This window comes from Streptomyces sp. NPDC008317 (genome assembly GCF_042955955.1).
In the GTDB taxonomy this organism is placed as follows: domain Bacteria; phylum Actinomycetota; class Actinomycetes; order Streptomycetales; family Streptomycetaceae; genus Actinacidiphila.
In genome coordinates this window covers 121,478-140,019 of the sequence record NZ_JBIBFQ010000011.1, presented here as the reverse complement: position 1 = coordinate 140,019, position 18,542 = coordinate 121,478, and the positions used below count along the sequence as shown (strand labels likewise).

At 72.4% G+C, this 18,542-nt stretch carries 13 protein-coding genes; 6 read left to right on the top strand and 7 right to left on the bottom strand.

Features of this window, described 5'->3' with window-relative positions; all coding sequences use genetic code 11:
• Positions 1-117: 117 nt before the first annotated feature.
• From ACFY9V_RS30710 to ACFY9V_RS30695, 4 genes are all read right to left on the bottom strand, one after another.
• On the bottom strand, positions 118-1,200 hold the full coding sequence (locus ACFY9V_RS30710) for a Gfo/Idh/MocA family oxidoreductase (RefSeq protein ID WP_391163840.1): 1,083 nt from the start codon (positions 1,198-1,200) through the stop codon (positions 118-120).
• Positions 1,185-1,820 carry a ThuA domain-containing protein gene (locus ACFY9V_RS30705; protein WP_355338792.1) on the bottom strand — a complete coding sequence of 212 codons (636 nt, stop codon included), beginning with the start codon at positions 1,818-1,820 and terminating at the stop codon, positions 1,185-1,187. Before ACFY9V_RS30705 ends, ACFY9V_RS30710 begins: the two co-directional genes overlap by 16 nt.
• A gap of 80 nt (positions 1,821-1,900) precedes the next feature.
• Entirely contained in the window at positions 1,901-3,187 is a 1,287-nt protein-coding gene (locus tag ACFY9V_RS30700; protein ID WP_391163839.1) for an enolase C-terminal domain-like protein, read from the bottom strand.
• A gap of 287 nt (positions 3,188-3,474) precedes the next feature.
• Positions 3,475-4,221, bottom strand: coding sequence for an IclR family transcriptional regulator (locus tag ACFY9V_RS30695; RefSeq protein ID WP_355338424.1), 747 nt, complete (start codon positions 4,219-4,221; stop codon positions 3,475-3,477).
• A gap of 251 nt (positions 4,222-4,472) precedes the next feature.
• Here ACFY9V_RS30695 and ACFY9V_RS30690 point away from each other — a divergent pair, with 251 nt between their 5' ends.
• The 6 genes from ACFY9V_RS30690 to ACFY9V_RS30665 all read left to right on the top strand — a co-directional run bounded on the left by ACFY9V_RS30690 (position 4,473) and on the right by ACFY9V_RS30665 (position 15,894).
• Complete coding sequence (locus ACFY9V_RS30690) at positions 4,473-5,813, top strand: extracellular solute-binding protein (RefSeq protein WP_355338421.1); 1,341 nt, start codon at positions 4,473-4,475, stop codon at positions 5,811-5,813.
• Positions 5,810-6,817 (top strand): ABC transporter permease subunit, encoded by a 1,008-nt coding sequence (locus ACFY9V_RS30685; RefSeq protein WP_391163838.1) that lies wholly within the window; start codon positions 5,810-5,812, stop codon positions 6,815-6,817. The genes ACFY9V_RS30690 and ACFY9V_RS30685 overlap by 4 nt, the downstream gene beginning before the upstream one ends.
• Positions 6,814-7,704 (top strand): ABC transporter permease subunit, encoded by an 891-nt coding sequence (locus ACFY9V_RS30680; protein WP_391163837.1) that lies wholly within the window; start codon positions 6,814-6,816, stop codon positions 7,702-7,704. The genes ACFY9V_RS30685 and ACFY9V_RS30680 overlap by 4 nt, the downstream gene beginning before the upstream one ends.
• Complete coding sequence (locus tag ACFY9V_RS30675; RefSeq protein ID WP_355338412.1) at positions 7,704-8,561, top strand: NAD(P)-dependent oxidoreductase; 858 nt, start codon at positions 7,704-7,706, stop codon at positions 8,559-8,561. Before ACFY9V_RS30680 ends, ACFY9V_RS30675 begins: the two co-directional genes overlap by 1 nt.
• Positions 8,562-8,663: 102 nt before the next feature.
• Positions 8,664-11,846: a glycoside hydrolase family 38 C-terminal domain-containing protein gene (locus ACFY9V_RS30670; RefSeq protein ID WP_391163836.1), complete on the top strand. Its 3,183-nt coding sequence runs from the start codon at positions 8,664-8,666 to the stop codon at positions 11,844-11,846.
• A 127-nt stretch (positions 11,847-11,973) separates the two neighbouring features.
• Entirely contained in the window at positions 11,974-15,894 is a 3,921-nt protein-coding gene (locus ACFY9V_RS30665) for a discoidin domain-containing protein (protein ID WP_391163835.1), read from the top strand.
• A gap of 74 nt (positions 15,895-15,968) precedes the next feature.
• Here the strand turns inward: ACFY9V_RS30665 and ACFY9V_RS30660 are convergent, their stop codons facing one another.
• From ACFY9V_RS30660 to ACFY9V_RS30650, 3 genes are all read right to left on the bottom strand, one after another.
• On the bottom strand, positions 15,969-16,616 hold the full coding sequence (locus tag ACFY9V_RS30660) for a thymidine kinase (protein WP_355338403.1): 648 nt from the start codon (positions 16,614-16,616) through the stop codon (positions 15,969-15,971).
• Between the two features lie 86 nt (positions 16,617-16,702).
• Entirely contained in the window at positions 16,703-17,896 is a 1,194-nt protein-coding gene (locus ACFY9V_RS30655) for an alkaline phosphatase family protein (RefSeq protein ID WP_391048945.1), read from the bottom strand.
• Positions 17,896-18,489, bottom strand: coding sequence for a DUF5998 family protein (locus tag ACFY9V_RS30650; protein WP_188286046.1), 594 nt, complete (start codon positions 18,487-18,489; stop codon positions 17,896-17,898). Before ACFY9V_RS30650 ends, ACFY9V_RS30655 begins: the two co-directional genes overlap by 1 nt.
• Positions 18,490-18,542: the final 53 nt, after the last annotated feature.

Sequence of the window (18,542 nt, the reverse complement as noted above, 5' to 3'; positions counted from 1 at the left end):
ATTGTCAGGCTAATTTGGAACCGAAAAGGGAGTCAGCCGTCAGTTAATTCACCTGACATCGGGAACGGCAAAAGGCGGCAGGAAGGGCCGTGGCCCTTCCTGCCGCCCTCGGTGGAATTACGGTGTCACGGAATCCACCCGCGCGGGCCGCTCGCAGCCGCTGGTGACCGGCAGCGCCGTCCCGTCGTGCGCGGCGTCCAGCAGTGTCAGCATCACGTCCAGTACGTGCTGGGCGAGTTCGGCCGACGCCAGGTGCGGGCGTCCGGCGGCGACGGCGGCGGCGAGGTCCGCGAGACCGGTGCCGCGCCCCGCGCCGCGGTATCCGGCCGAGACCGGCAGCGGCTGCCACGTACCGTCGGTGAACAACTCGACCTGGCCGTCGAAGCCGTTGGGGTCGGGGACGGACAGCGAGCCCTCGGTGCCGTACACCTCGATCCGCGGCAGCCGGGTGGCGTGGATGTCGAAGCTCATGATCAGCGTGGTGAGGGCGCCGCCTTCGTGCTGGAGGACGCCGGTGACGTGGGTGTCGACCTCGACGGGGAAGCGCGCCCCGGCGCGCGGGCCGCTGCCGATGGCGCGTTCGGCGCGCGGGGTGGCGACGGCGCCGGTGACCTTGACGACCGGGCCCAGCAGGTGGACCAGCGCGGACAGGTAGTACGGGCCCATGTCGAGCAGCGGGCCGCCGCCGGGCCGGTAGTAGAACTCCGGGTCCGGGTGCCAGGCTTCGTGGCCCGCGGTGGTCATGAAGGCGGTCGCGGCGACGGGCGTGCCGATCAGCCCGTCGTCCACGGCCTTGCGGGCGGTCTGGGTGCCGGTGCCGAGTACGGTGTCGGGCGCGCTGCCGACCCGGACGCCCGCGGCGCGCGCGGCGGCGAGCACGGCGGCGGCCTCCTCGCGGGTGGCGGCGAGCGGCTTCTCGCCGTAGACGTGCTTGCCCGCGGCGACCGCGGCCAGCGCCACTTCGGCGTGCACGGCGGGGACGGTGAGGTTCAGGACAGCGTCCACGTCGTCGCGCGCCACCAACTCCGCGACGCTCGACGCCACTTCGGCGCCCGCGCGCTCGGCGGCCTCCTTGGCCCGGCCGGGGTCGAGGTCGGTGACGGCGGTCAGCCGCAGCCCTTCGAGCCCGGCGATGGTGTCCAGGTACTGGCCGCTGATCTTGCCCGCGCCGACCATGCCGATCCTCAACGGCTCGCCCACAGCAGTCCCCTCTCGGTCAGCGCCCGCACCTCGGGCACGTCGAAGTCGTCGGCCTTGTGCCCGATGGCGGACACGAACACCCGTCCCGCGCCCTGCCTCCTGGTCCACACCGCGGGCATCACGACCGGGTGCGCGCGCTCGCCGTCCGGCGGGAAGGTCGTGGTGGCCAGCACGTCGATGTCGGGGTCGGTGGCCAGCCAGTACTGCTCGGTGTGCACGTCGAAGTCGCCGATCCCGGCGATCACCGGGTGGTCGGCGCGCTCGGGCCGCACATGGACCCGGTAGTCGAGGAATCCCGCCGGGTGCATGAGGAACTGACCGCCGGTCAGGAACTGGTAGTCGACGTCGCCGCGGAAGGAGTCGACGATCCCGCCGTGCCAGCCCGCGAAGCCGGTGCCCGCCCTGACCGCCTCGGCCAGGCCCCTGGTCTGCTCGCCGCTGATCTCGCCCATCGTCCAGCACTGGACGACGAGGTCGGTGGCGGCCATCAAGTCCCGGTCGGCGTAGACGTCGAGCGACTGCGCGGTCTCGACGGTGAAGCCCTCGTCCTTGAGGAAGGGCAGGAAGAGGTCGGTGATCGCGATCGGCGCGTGGCCCTCCCAGCCGCCGCGTACCACCAACGCCCGTCGTGCGGACCGCTCCCGGCCGGCCCCGTCCTGGTCGGCTCCGGCTCCGGGTTCACCGGCTCTGATCGGATTCGTCACGGGCGTTGCACGCTCCCATCGGTGTTGCGCAGCAGGGCCCAGCGGTCGTGGGCCAGGGGTTCGGGCACGGGGTGACGGCGGGCGGCGGCCTCGTCGAAGTCCACTCCGTGGCCCGGGGTGTCATGGGGTACGAGGCCGCCCGCGGTCGCGGTGACCGTGCCGGGGAACACCTCGTGGACGGGCGGCTTGAAGACCGCGGCCTCCTGGACGCCGAAGGCGTGGCTGGAGATGTCCATGGCCAAGGTGGCGGCCTGGGCGACCGGGCTGACGTCGGCGGGGCCGTGCGGCGCGAGCCGGACACCGCGCAGTTCGCAGAAGGCCGCGATCTTGCGGGCGGGGGTGAGGCCGCCGAGGGTGGGGACGCGGATCCGCGCGAAGTCGATGTCGGGGCCGTCCAGCAGGGCGGTGAACTGGGCGGTGTCGTGGAAGAGTTCGCCGACCGCCAGCGGTACGGGCGAGGCGTCGTGCAGCCGCTTGAAGTGCCGGGTGTCCTCGGGCGCGAGCAGGTCCTCCACGAAGTACAGTCCGGCGTCCTCGACCCTGCGCAGGAAGTCCCTGGCCTGCCGGGGGTCGAGCCGTTCGTGCACGTCGTGCAGCAACTCGACGTCGTCGCCGACGAGTTCGCGCACACGGGTGAGAACGCCCGGCACGTGCCGCAGATAGCCCGCGCTGTCCCAGGGCGCGCGCCGCTCGCGTACCGCGTCGGCGTCCGCGGTGCCGCCGCCGGAGGCGCCGTAGGTGTCGGCGCCCGGCACGGCGGCCTGGATCCGGACGTGCCGGTAGCCGTGTTCCCTCGCGGCCTGGACCTTGTCGGCGATCTCGGCGGCGTCGCGGCCGTCGACGTGCGTGTACGCCTCGGCGAAGGCGCGGACCTTGCCGCCGAACAGCGAGTGCAGGGGCGCGCCGAGGCGCTTGGCCTTGAGGTCCCACAAGGCGACGTCGATGCCGCCGAGCGCGTTGCCGGTGACCGAACCGCCTCGCCAGTAGGCGCTGTTGAGGATCAGCCGGTGGATGTCCTCGATGTCGTCGGGGTCCCGCCCGGTGAGCAGCGGGGCGAGGTAGTCGTCGAGCACCGAGCGGACGGCCAGCGTGCGCTGGGGGTCGCTGGCGCAGCCGAGGCCGTAGAGGCCCGGTTCGCCGGTCTCGACGCGGACGATGAGATGGGGGCACCCGTGGGGGGCGGTCAGAAAGGTGCGAACGGCCGTGATGCGGATCTTGGCGCCGCGCTCGTCGACCCAGGGGGCCGGGGCGAGCGGTGCGGGGCCGGCATCAGGCAATGCCATACGAACTCCCACGTACAGGTAACGGAATGACGTACCGGTATCCGAACGTAGAGAGGGCATTCCGAGTTTGTCAATCACTTTGACAAACTCGCGACGACCGTAACCCCCGCCACGCGGGACACACAAGGGGTCGGCACGCCCCGGTCGGCCGGACGGCCCGTCAGGCCGGGCCCGACAGCGCGTCAGGCCCGGTGGCAGGCGGGCGGCGGGCCGGTGGTGAGCCGGCGGGCGGCCCGTGCCGGTTCAGCGGCCGGCCCGCGGCCGGTCGGCGCGGTGGCGGCGGCCGGTCAGTGCTGGCCCAGCCGTTTGAGCAGGGTGCTCAGCGACTGCGCGGCCTCGGTGACCGCCTGCGCGACCTCCTCGACCCGCGCGTCGTCCATCCGGCTCTTGGGCGCCGAGCAACTGATCGCGTCCTCGCCCTGGCCGCCGCCGAGCGCGACCGCGACGCAGCGGATGTCGACGGAATTCTCGCCGTCGTCCGCCGCCCAGCCGCGCAGCCGCGCCTCGGCCAACTGGGCCAGGAACGCGTCGGGGTCGACCACCGTGGTCGGGGTCATCCGCTCCAGCGGCCAGTCCAGCCGCCGCTGCACCTCGGCGTGGTCGTACTGCGAGAGCACCGCCTTGCCGAGCGCCGTAGCGTGCGCGGGGAGCCTGCGGCCGACCGCGGAGTACATCCGCAGCGCGTGCCGCGACTCGCGTTTGGCCAGGTAGACGACGTGCGTGCCGTCGAGCCTGCCCAGGTGCACGGCCTCGCCGGTCTCCTCGGCCAGCGCGTCGAGCACCGGCCCCGCCAGGCTGGTGACGTCGTCGCCCTCCAGGTAGGCGGTGCCCGTCAACAGCGCCTTGAGACCGAGGCTGTAGCGCGTCCCTGACGGGTCGAGATCCACCCACCGGCGCGCCTGCATCGTGCGCAGGATGGCGTGCAGGCTGCTCTTCGGCACCGCCATCGCCGTCGCCATCTCCGCCAGCGAGAGCCGGGCGCCGTCCGCGCCGAGCAGTTCGAGCACTTCCAGCACCCGAGCTGCGGACTTCACCTCTTCGGGCTTCCGCCCGCGCGCCGCTTCTGCCACCGATTCCACCGATCCTCCGCTCCCCGCCGCCGATGCACGACGCATAAGAGTGCCCACTCCCATCGCGGCGTGCGTCTTGACGCTATATCAAACACGACCCTAAGTTCAGTCACTCCAACTTCATTCGGTCTTCTGAACGGTCGAATCCTAGGTAGGGGCCCATGAACACACCATTCGCACGTTTTACCCCGAAGACGAGACTCGCCGCAGCCGCTATGGCCACCGTCCTCTCGCTGAGCCCGCTGGCCGCCTGCGGCGGCGGCTCCTCCGGATCGGGGGACAGCAAGTCGCTGGAGATGTGGACCTTCAAGCAGTCGCACGTCGCCGGACTGCGCAACGCGGCGGCCGAGTTCAAGAAGCAGACCGGCATCACCGTCAAGATCGAGGCGTACGGACCGGACGACGCGTACAGCACCAAGCTCCAGGCCGCCGCCAAGACCCACGACCTGCCCGATGTGCTGGAGACGCACTCCGACGGCGAGGACCTGGTGCTCGGCGCCACCGGCATAGCCAAGGACATCGCGGGCGACGTCGACGCCGCCTGGAGCGGCCTGTACCAGAAGGGCGTCCAGGTCTCGGGCACCGTCACGGACGCGAAGTACACCGAGTCCAAGCCCGCCGACTCCAAGACGCACGGCGTGAGCAAGGGCCAGCGCTTCAGCGTGCCCTTCACCTCCGGGACCTTCGGCATCGTCATGGCCAACAAGAAGATGCTGGCCGCCGCCGGGATCACCAAGGCCCCCGCGAACTGGGACGAGTTCCTGGCCGACCTGAAGGCCACCACCACCAAGGACCCGAAGAACGGCGGGGTCAGCCTCGGTCTGAAGGTCAAGGCGACCGGTCTGACCTGGGTCCTCCAGCCGCTGGCCTTCGCCCAGTTGGGCAAGGAGAAGTACCAGGCGCTGTTCGGCAAGGACGCCGGCGCGGACTTCTCCTCCGCCGACGGCACCAAGGTCCTCACGCAGTACGCGCAGCTCCAGCCGTACTGGATGCCGGGCACCCAGACGCTCGACATCGACGCGGCCGACCAGGCGTTCGCCCAGGGCAAGTCGGCCTTCGACATCGGCGGCACCTTCACGCTGGCCTTCCTCCAGCAGAACGGCATGAACCCCGACGACGTGATGGCCTTCGGCCTGCCCTCGCCGGGCGACGGCGCGGTGCCCCACCGGGCGCTCGGCCCGCTGGCGCTCACCGGTCTGACGGTCACCTCCACCAGCAAGCACCCGGACAACGCCGAGAAGTGGATGAAGTTCCTGGCGCGGCCCGACATCGCCTCGAAGTTCGCCAAGGACGCCACCGACGTGCCCGCCACCGAACTCGGCGCGGACGCCGCCTCGGTGATGGGCCCGACCCTCGCCGACATGCTGAAGACCTTCGTCGGCACGCCGGAGACCACCTACGACCCGAGCGACAACACCTTCCGGCCGCCGACGTACGACCAGGACTCGATGGGCGAGGTGCTGGCCGACCTGACGCCGCTGAAGCAGAAGAGCGTGGACCAGACCGGCAAGGCGATGGCCAAGCTCAACAACTCCTTCTGGGCGACGTCCAAGTGACCACCGCACCCCGTCCCACGCTCACGGAGACGGCCGGCGCCGGCCGGGGAGGCGATCCCCGGCCGGCCGCGCGCGCCGCCGCCGGCCGCGGCGCGCGCCCCCCGCGCCGCCGCGGCTACGAGGCCGTCTCCGGTTACCTGTTCGTCGCCCCCGCCGTCGTGCTCTTCGCGGTCATGGGCCTGTACACCGTCGGCTACGGCTTCCTGCTGAGCTTCGCCCGCTGGAACGGCTTCGCGCCGCACTGGGACTGGGTCGGCCTCCAGAACTACAAGGACCTGCTCTGGCAGAATCCGGCCTACGCGCCCCGGCTGCACCACGCGGCGCTCCACACCCTGTACGTGATGATCGCCGTCCCGCTGCTGACCGTCGCGGTGTCCTTCCCGCTGGCGATCCTGCTCAATTCCGCCAAGCGGATGCAGGGCGTGCTGCGTTCGGTGTACTTCGTGCCGTACGTCACCAGCGGCATCGCCGTCTTCTTCGCCTGGCAGTACATCCTCCAGCCGGACGGCGCGGTCAACACCCTGCTCAGCAGCGTCGGCATGGGGTCGCTCGCGCAGCCGCAGGGCTGGCTCGGCAACCCGCACACCGCGCTGCCCACGATGATCGTGGTCACCGTGTGGGGGGCGGTGCCGGTCGCGATGCTGATGTACCTCACCGGTCTTCAGACCATCGACCGCAGCGTGATGGAGGCCGCGCAGCTCGACGGCGCCGGATGGTGGCGGACGAACATGTCGGTGGTGTGGCCGCTGGTCCGGCCGATCACCTCGATCGTCGTGCTGCTCAATCTCCGCGACTCCCTCCAGGGCTTCCAGACCTTCCTGGTGATGACCAACGGCGGTCCCGGAGACCACACCAACGTCCTCGGCCTCGAGGCGTACCGGCTGGCCTTCCTCAAGGACCTGGCGCCGACGCTCGGCCTGGCGAGCGCCCTCGGCTGGCTGCTGTTCGCCGCCGCCGTGGTGCTCGCCCTGATCAACCTGCGAGTCATGCGGAGCAGAACATGACGACGAACATCTCCGGCGCGGACCCCTCGCGCACCACAGGACCCGCCTCGCCGGCCAGGGCCGCCGTCTCGCGCGCCGCCGCGCGCTGGACCGTCGGCATCCTGCTGACGCTCTACGGCCTGGTCAGCGTCTACCCCTTCCTGTGGATGATCTCGGCCGCCTTCAAGGACCAGGTCGAGGTGGTACGCGGCGGCCATCTGATCCCGCACCACCCGACGCTGGACACGCTGACCCACACCTGGAACCAACTGCACTTCTTCCACTACTTCCTGAACAGCCTTCAGGTCACCGCGCTCACCGTGGTGCTGACGCTCGGGGTGTACGCGGCGGCCGGATACGCCTTCGCGGTGCTGGACTTCCCCGGCCGCGGCCTGCTCCAGAAGCTCTTCGTCGCGCTGCTGTTCGTGCCCGGCATCACGGTGATGCTGCCGATCGTGCTGCTGGAGAACAAGATGGGCATCCTGGGCACGCACATCGGTCTGGTGCTGCCCTTCGTCAACGGCGGCGCGCCGCTGTCGGTGCTGCTGATGACCGGCGCCTTCAGCGCCGTGCCACGGGAGTTGCGGGAGTCGGCGCGGGTCGACGGCGCCAACGAGTTCCACATCTTCACCCGGATCTATCTGCCGCTGGCCCGGCCCGCGCTGATCACGGTGGCGCTGCTCACCGCGATCCCCACCTGGAACGAATATCTGCTGACGCGGGTGTCGCTCAACGACGAGAGCACGTACACGCTGCCGCTCGGGCTCCAGACGCTCGCCTCGTCGAACGTGCCGCACTACAACAACCTGATGGCGGGCGCGCTGATCGTCGTCATCCCGGTGGCGCTGCTGTTCCTGAGCCTCCAGCGCTACTTCGTCAACGGCCTGGTCGGGGCGGTGAAGGGCTGATGCGCGTCCTGATCACGGGGGCCGCCGGACACATAGGCGGCCATGTCACCGCGGCGCTGCTGGCCGCCGGGCACGACCTGGTGCTCACCGACCTGCTGCCGGTGACCGAGCCGCGCGCCGCGCGCGTGCACACCGGCGACCTCCAGGACCCGGAACTGGTCCGCGAAGCCATGGCGGGCGCGGAGGCGGTGGTGCACCTCGGGGCGATCCCGCACCCGAACGACACCGACCCGAGCACGCTGTTCGCGCACAACTGCCTGACGGCGCACCGGGTGTTCGAGGAGGCGGGCCGGGCCGGGGTGCGCCGGGTGGTGGCCGCCTCCAGCATGGCCGCGGTGGGCCTGGCCTGGTCACCGGTGCCGGTCTCGCCGTCCTACGTCCCGCTGGACGAGGCCCATCCGAGCGTGCTGCGCGACCCGTACGGCCTGTCGAAGGCCGCGCTGGAGGAGGTGGCACGCACCGCACACCGGCGCTGGGGCCTGGACGCGGTCTGTCTGCGGCTGCCCTTCACCGGGACCGGCGACCGGCTCGGCCACTTCCTGGACGCCTGCGCCGCCGACCCGGCCGGTCAGCGGCACGACCTGTGGGGCTGGCTGCACACCCTGGACGCGGCCGAGGCGGTACGGCGCGCGCTGGAGACCGAGCTGACCGGCTGTCACGTCGTCAACGTCACCGCCGCCGACACGACATCCGCGCTGCCGTCCGCAGAACTGATGGCCCGTCACCATCCGGGGGTGCCGCTGCGCAGCGGCCTCCCGGACCACGCCTCGCTCTTCGACACGGCCGCCTGCACGGAGCTGCTGGGCTTCACGCCCCGGCGCACCTGGCGTACGGCCGGAGCGGAGCGCCGTACCTGACCCCTCCCCCACGTCCCCCACGGCTTTCCCGCGAGCACTCGCCCTCCCGCATCCGCCCGCCCTTCCGGCACCCGCCCGCCCACGGCAGAAGGAAACGCAACTGTGCATGACGACCGGCACATCGTCGAAGAGCGGATCACCAAATTCCTCGCTCAGGTGGTCCGTCCCGCCCTCTACAGTGACGCGCTGACCCTCGATCTCGCCGCCTGGCAGGTGCCGGGCGAACCCGTACCGGTGGCCGACGCGCTGGCCGCGACGTACGCGCCCGCCGCGATCGGCGACACCTGGGGCGGTCCGTGGTCGACGACCTGGCTGCGGGCGACCGGCCGGATACCGGCGGCCTGGGCGGGCCGCCGGGTGGAGGCCGTCTTCGACCTCGGCTTCGACCCGACGAAGGGCCCCGGCGGCCAGGCCGAGGGCTTCGTCCACGACGCGGCGGGCGCACCCGTGCAGGGCCTGCACCCGCACCACCGCTCGGTGCTGCTCGCGGAGCCCGCCGCGGGCGGCGAACCGGTCGAGCTGCTGGTGGAGTTGGCCGCGAACCCGATGATCGAGGGCGCGCTCGCGGTCGGCACGCACTACGGCTCGCGGGACACCGCGGGCGAGGAGCACCTGTACCGGCTGCGCGCCGCCGAGATCGCGGTGCGCGAGGACGCGGTGTGGCACCTGCTGCACGACATGGAGGTGCTGGACGAGCTGATGCGCGAGCTGCCGGCAGACGGGTCGCGGCGGCACGAGATCCTGCGGGCGCTCCAGCGGGCGGTCGACGCGGTCGACGTGCGCGCGGTCGCGGCCACCGCGCAGGCCGCCCGCGACCGGCTGACGGACGTGCTGTCCCGGCCCGCGCACGCCTCCGCGCACACCGTCACCGCGGTCGGGCACGCCCATATCGACTCGGCATGGCTGTGGCCGGTCCGCGAGACGGTCCGCAAGTGCGCCCGGACCTTCACCAATATGACGACGCTGGCCCAGGAGTACCCGGAGCTGGTCTTCGCCTGCTCCTCCGCGCAGCAGTACGCGTGGATGAAGGAGCGCCGCCCCGAGATCTTCGAGCGGATCAAGAAGGCGGTGTCCGACGGCAATTGGGCGCCGGTCGGCGGCATGTGGGTGGAGGCGGACGGCAATCTGCCCGGCGGTGAGGCGCTGGCCCGGCAACTCGTCTACGGGCGGCGGTTCTTCGCCGAGGAGTTCGGCATCCCGCAGGACGGCGTGTGGCTGCCCGACTCCTTCGGCTACACCGCCGCGTACCCGCAGCTCGCCGCGCTGGCCGGGGCCCGCTGGTTCCTCACCCAGAAGCTCTCGTGGAACGAGACCAACCGGCTGCCGCACCACACCTTCCACTGGGAGGGCATCGACGGCACCCGGATCTTCACCCACTTCCCGCCGGTCGACACCTACAACGCCTCCCTGACCGGCGCCGAACTGGCCCACGCCGAGCACAACTTCGCCGACAAGGGCGCCGCCACCCGCTCGCTCGCCCCCTTCGGCTTCGGCGACGGCGGCGGCGGGCCGACCCGCGAGATGCTGGAGAGGGCGCGGCGGCTGCGCGACCTGGAGGGCTCCACCCGCGTGGAGGTCGGCGACCCCTCGGCCTTCTTCGACGAGGCGCGCGAGGAGTACGAGCGGCTGCCGGTCTGGCGCGGCGAGCTGTACCTGGAGAATCACCGCGGCACCTACACCAGCCAGGCCCGTACCAAGCGCGGCAACCGGCGCGCGGAGGCGCTGCTGCGCGAGGCCGAGCTGTGGTCGGCGGCGGCCACGGTCCGCGGCGGCGCCCCCTACCCGTACGAGCGGCTGGAATCGATCTGGCGGCGGGTGCTGCTGCACCAGTTCCACGACATCCTGCCGGGCTCCTCGATCGCCTGGGTGCACCGGGAGGCGGAGGCCGTACACCGGGAGTTGCAGGCCGAGTTGGCCGAGGTGATCGAGGCCGCGGTGGGTGCGGGGACGGGCGCGGGACCCGCCGGTTCGGGGCCCGCCGACTCAGGACCCGCCGGTTCGGGACCCGCCGACTCAGGACCCGCCGACTCGGGACCCGTCTTCTACAACGCCGGGCCCTACGCGCGGCGCGAGGTGGCCGTCCTGCCCGCGGGCACCCCCGCCGCCGACGGCCAGCCGCTGTCCGACGGACGTACCGCCGTCCTCGTCGAGGCCCCCGCCTTCGGCACCGGCCAGGCCGTGCGCTCCGCGCTGCCCCCGGTCTCGGTCACCGAGGACACCACCGGGATCACCCTCGACAACGGGGTGCTGCGGATACGGATCGACGCCGACGGCCTCGTGCGGTCCGCGTACGACCTGCGCGCCGGACGCGAGGCGATCGCCCCCGGCGCGGCGGGCAATCTGCTGCAACTCCACCCGGACGACCCCAACCGGTGGAGCGCCTGGAACATCGACGGCTACTACCGGGACACCGTCCGCGACCTCACCGCCGCCGACGCCGTCGAGGTCACCGAGGCCGGGCCGCTGCTCGCGTCGGTGCGCGTCACGCGCTCCTTCGGCGGCTCGCACCTCACGCAGGACCTGCAACTGGCCGCCGGAAGCGCCCGGTTGACCGTCCGGACCGACATCGACTGGCAGGAGCGGGACACCCTCCTCAAGGCCGCGTGGCCGCTGAACGTGCACGCGGAGCGCGAGAGCGCCGAGATCCAGTTCGGGCACGTCCAGCGCCCCACCCACGAGAACACGAGCTGGGACGCCGCCCGCTTCGAACTCTGGGCCCACCGCTGGGTGCACGTGGGCGAGCACGGCTGGGGAGCCGCCGTCGTCAACGACTCCACCTACGGCCACGACGTCTCGCGCCTGACCCGCGACGACGGCGGTACGACCACCACGCTGCGGCTGTCGCTGCTGCGCGCGCCGCACAGCCCCGACCCGCAGGCCGACCGGGGGCGGCACTCCTTCGCCTACGGCCTGGTGGTCGGCGCCGGGGTCGGCGACGCCGTCGCCTCCGGCTACTCCTTCAACCTGCCGCTGCGGCCGGGCAGTTCGGCGTCGACCGGCGGGGCCGCCGCCGGGCCGTCGTTCGTCACCGTCGACAACCCCGACATCGTCGTGGAGACGGTGAAGCTCGCCGACGACCGCGGCGGCGACGTGGTCGTCCGGCTCTACGAGTCGCGCGGCGGCGGCGCGCGCGGGGCGCTGCACACCGGCTTCCCCGTCGCCGCGGCGCACGTCACCGACCTCCTGGAGAGCCCCACCGCTCCCCTCCCCCGGGCCGGGGACGGCTCCTTCCCGCTGGACCTGCGCCCGTTCCAGATCCTGACGCTCCGCCTGGCGCGTCCTTAGTGTCCGCCCGACGCGGGCCGGTTGCCCCCGCAGGCCCGTCGTGGCTGATCGCACCGTTCCCCGCGCCCCTCAAGACCTGGCGTACCGCCCTTCCCCCTGGAAACCGACCCTCCGTAGGAGAAGCCACATGAGACCCACCCTCGCACGATGGCTGCGGCCCCCCGCCGCGTTAGCACTGCTGCTGCTCGCGGCCCTCCTGCTCCCTCCGTCGTCGCGGGCCGCCGCGGCGGCGCTGTATCCGCTGGGCGTCGGCGCCGACCTCGGCCCGAAACCGGTCACGCTGGGCCTGACGGCGAGCGCGGGCGACTCCGCCGACGGCCTGCGCACCGGTGAGAAGAACGGAAAGCCGTACTGGCAGACCGATGTGGCGGCCGGCGCGGACTACATCAAGCTGGCGCTGGACCGGGAGTGGACCGACACCGTCGGCGGCGCCGGCCAGGTCACCGTGGCGGTGACGTACGACGACGCGCCCGACGGGACGACGCTCCGGCTGACGCGCGGCGCGAGCGACCTCGTCGGCAGCGTGGCGCTCACCGGAGCGGCCGGATGGACGACGGAAGCCTTCACCGTACCGGCGGACTTCGGGACGGAGGCAGGCCGTGAGCTGCGGCTGTCGGGGACGAAGGACGGGGCGCCCGCCGACGTGACGGTGGCGTCGGTGAGGGTCGCCGCGGGCCAGTCCGTGGACCTCGGCACCGCGGTCGACGCGCACGGCATCTCGCCGCGGGCGGGCGACAACGACACGCACCTGGTGACCGGCACGGAGGCGGGCCGCGGCTACTGGGGCACCGACCAGAGCCACCCGGGCGCCGAGACCGGCTTCTTCTACATGAACGTGGACGACACCGCGCTGTACGACAACCGCGACCCGGTCGCGGTCACCGTCGACTACCTCGACCGGGGCAACGGAGCGATCCAGCTCCAGTACGACTCCCCCGGCGACACGATCCCGGAGATGTTCAAGAACTCGCCGGTCTTCACCTACGGCGACTCGGGGACCTGGAAGACCCACACCTTCCTGCTGGACGACGCGATCCTCACCAACCGCTCCAACGGCTCGGACTTCCGCATCACCACCGGCGGCAGCCCGGCCGAACTGAAGGTCGCCCGCGTCTCGGTGACCGCGCTGCCGCGCGTGCTCGACCCGACGACCGGCCTCAAGCAGCTTGTGGCGCAGGCCGATCTGGCCTACCTCGCGGCCCGCGAGGGCACCCGCGACGGGCAGTACCCGGTCGGCGCGAAGGCCGCCCTCCAGCAGGCCGCCGACGCGGCCCGCGCGGTCGCGAACGGCACCGGCGTCACCGACGAGCAGGCGCGTACCGCCTTCCACGCGCTGGCCGCCGCGCTCGACGTCTTCCACGCCGCCGCCGTGAACACCGACCTGGCGCACCTGGGCACCGCCACCGCCTCGTCCACCGCCGCCGGGTCCGCCCCGGCCGCGGCGATCGACGGGAACGGCGGCAGCGCCTGGGTCAGCGGGGACGGCGGGACGGGCGAGACCTTCACCGTGGACCTGGGCGCGGCCAAGCGCTTCAACCAGGTCAAGGCCGGCTGGACCGGCGCCTTCTCCTCCGACTACACCGTCCAGGTGTCCACGGACGGGACGCGCTTCACAGACGTGGGCCGCACCGGGGCCGTCGGCGGCTCGGTGTTCACCACCGCCTTCGCTCCGACGACCGCCCGGTACGTCCGGCTGGCGTGCCACGGGTACAGCGCGGGCCAGACCAAGGTGGGTCTCGCCGTCCTCGAGGTCCGCGACCAGCGGGTGGTCACACCGCACCCGAAGCTGGTCACCACCCGCTACTCGACCGGCGCTCCGGTCGTCGCCGACTTCGACATCCGCGACTACGGCGTCGACACCTCGGGGAAGAGGGACGCGACCGCCGCCGTGCAGTCCGCGCTGTACGACTGCCAGGACGCGGGCGGCGGCACGGTGTGGCTGGGCGCGGGCACCTACCGCCTCACCACCACCGTGGAGGTCCCGGCCTTCTGCTCGCTGATCGGCGACCGGCGCGACCCGGACCGCGGGTCCGGCGGCTACGGCACGGTGATCCGCGCCGACCTGCCGCCGGGAGCCGACGGGCCGGTGCTCTTCCGGGTCGGCGGCAGCGCCTCCGTCCAGGGCCTGACCACCTACTACCCGCGGCAGAACGCGGCCCACCCGGTGCCGTACAACAACACCTTCGAGATTCCGGGTTCGGCCTGGCAGAGCGACGCGAATTTCATGATGAGCACGGTCGCGCACGTCACGATGCTCAACTCGTACAAGGGTGTCGGGGTCTCCACGAAGACCGACGACCGCGGCAGGCCCGCGGTGCAGGGCCAGGTGCACGAGTCGGCGACGCTCGCCGACATCAAGGGGACGGTGCTGTTCACCGGGGCCACCGGTTACAACGGCTCGGACGTCGGCACCTGGAGCGACATCACCTTCTCCAACTCCTACTGGGCGCACGCGCCTTCGGCGTACGACCCGCCCGCGCGGTCGGCGCTCGACCGGTGGACGCGGGCCAACGGCACGGGACTCGTCCTCGGTGACCTGGAGTGGGACCAGTTCTCCCGGATCTCGCTGTCCGACTACCGCACCGGCATCCAGGTCGTGAAGGGCCAACGGGCGGCTTTCGTCGGCGCGTTCCAGCAGACCCGGGTGGTGCGCACCGATGTGGCCCTCCAGGTGGACGACATCGACACCCGTTGGGGCATGACGGTGGCCGGGGGCACGCTCCAGGGCAGCGTCGCGTCGATCCGCAACGCCACCAAGGGATTTGTGAAGGTCACCGGCACGGCGCTGGACGGCGCGACCTCCGGCACGGTCGTGACGATGCCCGGTCCCGTACCGGTCCAGGCCGCCGCACCCGACCTGCCCGCGCCTCGCGGGCACGCGCTGTACGCGGCGGGCGCCGTCCCGCACGGGGTGGGCTATCAGCCCGCCGCCGACGCCACCGCGGGCATCCAGCGGCTGCTGGACCGGGCGGGCGCGCGGGGCGGCGGCACCGTGTACCTGCCCGCGGGCTGGTACCGGGTCGAGGGCCGGCTGCGGGTACCGGCCGGGGTCGAACTGCGGGGCGCCTCGTCCTCGCCGAACCGCGACGAGGACGGCGCCAGCGGCGGCACCGTGCTGTTCGCCTACGCGGGCCGGAACACCGCGAACGCCGACACCGACACCGCCTTCGTCACGCTCGCCGGAAACGGCTCGGGCGTGCGCGGTCTGCGGGTCTTCCACCCGGAGAACAACCCCGCGACCGGCTACGTCCCCTACCCGTACGACATCCGGGGCACCGGCCGCGGCACGTATGTGGTCGACGTCGGTCTGACCAACGCGTGGAACGCCGTGGACGAGGGCAACGACGGCTTCGTGGTGCACAAGCTGACCGGGGTCTTCCTCAACCGGGGCGTCACGGCGCGCGCGGGCCGCGGCGGTCTGGTCGACGGTGTGCTCAGCAACGGCAACGCGGTGAACCGCACCGGCTTCGGCATTCCCGGCTGGGGCCTCGGCAGCGATCTGTTCGCGCAGACCATCGACGGGTTCACCCGCAAGAACACCGACCTGGTGCATGTCGACGGCGCCCGCGGCCTGACGGTCTCGGACGTCTTCGGCTACGGCATGCACAACGGTCTGGTGGTCACCTCCGGTGACGTCCGCGCCTTCAACCTGGGCACGGACAACCTCGGCGACGGCGGTTACACCGTGAAGGCGGGCGCCTCGGCCGACGTCACGGCGGTCAACGTGCTGCGCTACAACGGCGCGACGTCCACCGGTCCCGCGAAGCTGCTGGGCATCATGGCGATCAACATGGTGCAGCAGTCGGTGACCGCCACGGCCGAGCCCGCGAGCGGCGGGAAGGTCACCGTCAGCGGGAACCAGACGGAGCCGGGCCGCTTCGAGCGCGGCGACACCGCGACCGTGACGGCCGTACCGGCGGCCGGCTTCCAACTGCTGGGCTGGACGCTCGACGGCGCCCAACTGCCCGACAGCGGGCCGACGGTCACCGTGCCGGTGACCGGGGACCGCACGGTCGTGGCGCGTTTCGGTCCGGTCGGCGTCAACTGACCGGCGGGCGGGCCCGGTCGACCGCCGTCGTGCGGCCGACCGGGCCCGTCGTCATGACCGGGTGACCGCCGCGGTCAGGAGTGGGTGACCGGCAGCACGTCGGGCGAGAGCGTGCCCGCGCCCGCGGTCGCGCTGGTCATCCGGCGGCGGTGGTGACGGCGGCACAGCACCTCGTAGCCGACCTCGCCGGACCGGTCGACGTCGCCGATCACCACCTGCGCGCCCTCGACGACCATCACGCCGTCGACCGTACGGGCGTTGTGGGTGGCGCGCTCGCCGCACCAGCACAGCGCCTCGACCTGAAGGGCCTCGACCCGGTCGGCGAGTTCGATCAGCCGCTGCGAGCCGGGGAAGAGCCGGGTGCGGAAGTCGGTGGTGATGCCGAACGCGTGGACGTCCAGGTCGAGTTCGTCGACCACCCGCGCCAACTGGTCGATCTGCTCGGGCGCGAGGAACTGCGCCTCGTCCACGATCACGTAGTCCACCCGGCCGCCGCGGCTGAGCACGCCGACCACGTGGCCGTACAGGTCCATGCCGTCCGCGACCTCGACGGCGTCGGTGACCAGGCCGAGCCGCGAGGAGAGCTTGCCCTCGCCCGCGCGGTCGTCCCTGGTGAAGATCACCGACTGGAGGCCGCGAGCGGTGCGGTTGTGGACGATCTGGAGGGCGAGGGTGCTTTTGCCGCAGTCCATCGTTCCGGAGAAGAAGACCAGCTCGGGCATGGGAAGGACGACGGCCTTTCGATGGGGGGCGGGAGAGCGCGGGGGCGGGAAAGCGCGGGGCGGGAGAGCGCGGGGGCGGGCGGGCCTCAGGAGCGTACTTCGAGCAGCGGTACGAGCTGCTCGGCGGCGGCCATCGAGCCGTGCAGGCCGACCATCTTCGACTCCCCCGATTCCGTGCGGTGGGCGACGACCGCGATGTCGTCGCGGGCGACGGCCACGACGTCGCCGATCCGGCCGAACACCCGCTCGTCGGGCGGCGGTCCGAACCAGCCCGCCTCGATCGCCTCGGCCCTGGTCGCCACCCACATCTGCTCGCCGAGGACCTCGCTCCACACCGCGTGCACGTCGGCGGCGGCGCCGGGCACCGCGTAGACGTGCCGGGCGCGGGCCTCGCCGCCGAGCACCGCGACCCCGGCGCGCAGTTCCCAGTCCTCGTCGAAGTCGATCCGGGACCGCTCGTCGAAGGGGATGTCGATCATGCCGTGGTCGGCGGTGACGTACAGGGCGCTGCGCGGCGGCAGTTGCTCGGCGAGCCGCTGCGCCAGCCGGTCGACCATCATGAGCTGGCCGCGCCAGGCGTCGGAGTCGACGCCGTGCCGGTGCCCCATGCCGTCCAGCTCGCTGTAGTACGTGTAGACCAGCGTGCGGTCGGCGGCGCCGAGCCGGTCGGCGGCCAGGTCCATCCGCTCCTCGCCGGTGAGGCGCCCGTGGAAGGTGCCGCCGGACAGCGCGACCTTGGTCAGCGGGGTGTTGACGAAGGTCGGCGAGGAGACCTGGCAGGTGGCGATCCCGGCGGCGTCGGCGAGCTGGAAGACGGTGGGGTGCGGCTGCCAGACGTGCGGCGCGGTCCAGGGCTGCCAGCGCAGCTGGTTCATCAGCTCGCCGGTGGCCGGATTGAGCGTGGTGTAGCCCGCCAGGCCGTGCGCGGACGGCGGCAGCCCGGTGCCGACCGAGCCGAGCGAGGTCGCGGTCGTCGCCGGGAATCCGGCGGTCAGCGGGCGGCCGGTGCCGCCGCGCGAGGTCGGCAGCAACGAGGTGAGGTACGGCGCCTCGTCGGGGTGGGCGAGGATCAGCTCCCAGCCGAGGCCGTCCACGAGGAAGACGCAGACCCGGTCGGCGGGCGCCAGTTCCAGGCCGGTGGCCGGCATGCCGGGGACGGCGAATCCGGCGACGGCGGCCGGGATCACGTCACAGAGCGCGCCGGTGCCGTAGTCGGGTACGGGAGCGGTACGCGGATCGAGCGGCGCGGAACCGTACCCGCCGTGCAGCGGCTGGACCATCAGTCAGTGGCCGCTGTCGCCTCGGAGAGCGCCTGCGCGAAGGCCAGGGTCTGGCGGACGGTGTCCGGGCCGTCGCCCGCCTCGCTGACCCGCAGCGACAGGTCGTCGGCGGTCGAGGAGCCGGTGTAGCCGTGGTCGGCCTCGCAGTTGGGGTCGCCGCAGGCGGCGGGCTCCAGGTCGAGCCGCGAGACCGCGCCCCAGCCGATGGTGAGCACCACTTCGCGGGGCAGCGTGCCGGGCGTGTACGACTCCGGGTTCGCGACCACCCGGCTGACCACGACCGAGGAGATCCGGCCGATCTTCACCGATTCGGTGGACGTGGTGGCGTACGGCGTCGGCGAGGTGTCGTCGGCGGCCTGCTCGTCGGTGTGGCTGACGATGAAGCGGCTGTCGGTGAGCACCAGCACGGTCACATGACGACGGACCTCGTTGGCGTCGAAGCTGGTCTCCTGGTGGACCAGGTAGGAGGAGACCGGCTCGCGTCCGACCGCCGCCTCGACGGCCTCGGCCACGAGGGTGGGGTAGTAGCCGCTGCGCTCGATGGCCGTGCGCAGGCCCTGAGTCGTAGTACCGGTCTTCGCCATGCCGACCATCCTAAGGGCCAGGTACGACCGCGACGTGCTCGGAGCGCGACCCGGCGTGCGGG

Excerpts from the sequence above, each read along its gene's own strand:
- ACFY9V_RS30655 (WP_391048945.1), bottom strand. The coding sequence starts at position 17,896 with ATGGTCCAGCCGCTGCACGGCGGGTACGGTTCCGCGCCGCTCGATCCG.
- ACFY9V_RS30675 (WP_355338412.1), top strand. The coding sequence starts at position 7,704 with ATGCGCGTCCTGATCACGGGGGCCGCCGGACACATAGGCGGCCATGTC.
- ACFY9V_RS30660 (WP_355338403.1), bottom strand. The coding sequence starts at position 16,616 with ATGCCCGAGCTGGTCTTCTTCTCCGGAACGATGGACTGCGGCAAAAGC.
- ACFY9V_RS30700 (WP_391163839.1), bottom strand. The coding sequence starts at position 3,187 with ATGGCATTGCCTGATGCCGGCCCCGCACCGCTCGCCCCGGCCCCCTGG.
- ACFY9V_RS30665 (WP_391163835.1), top strand. The coding sequence starts at position 11,974 with ATGAGACCCACCCTCGCACGATGGCTGCGGCCCCCCGCCGCGTTAGCA.
- ACFY9V_RS30680 (WP_391163837.1), top strand. The coding sequence starts at position 6,814 with ATGACGACGAACATCTCCGGCGCGGACCCCTCGCGCACCACAGGACCC.
- ACFY9V_RS30690 (WP_355338421.1), top strand. The coding sequence starts at position 4,473 with ATGGCCACCGTCCTCTCGCTGAGCCCGCTGGCCGCCTGCGGCGGCGGC.
- ACFY9V_RS30650 (WP_188286046.1), bottom strand. The coding sequence starts at position 18,489 with ATGGTCGGCATGGCGAAGACCGGTACTACGACTCAGGGCCTGCGCACG.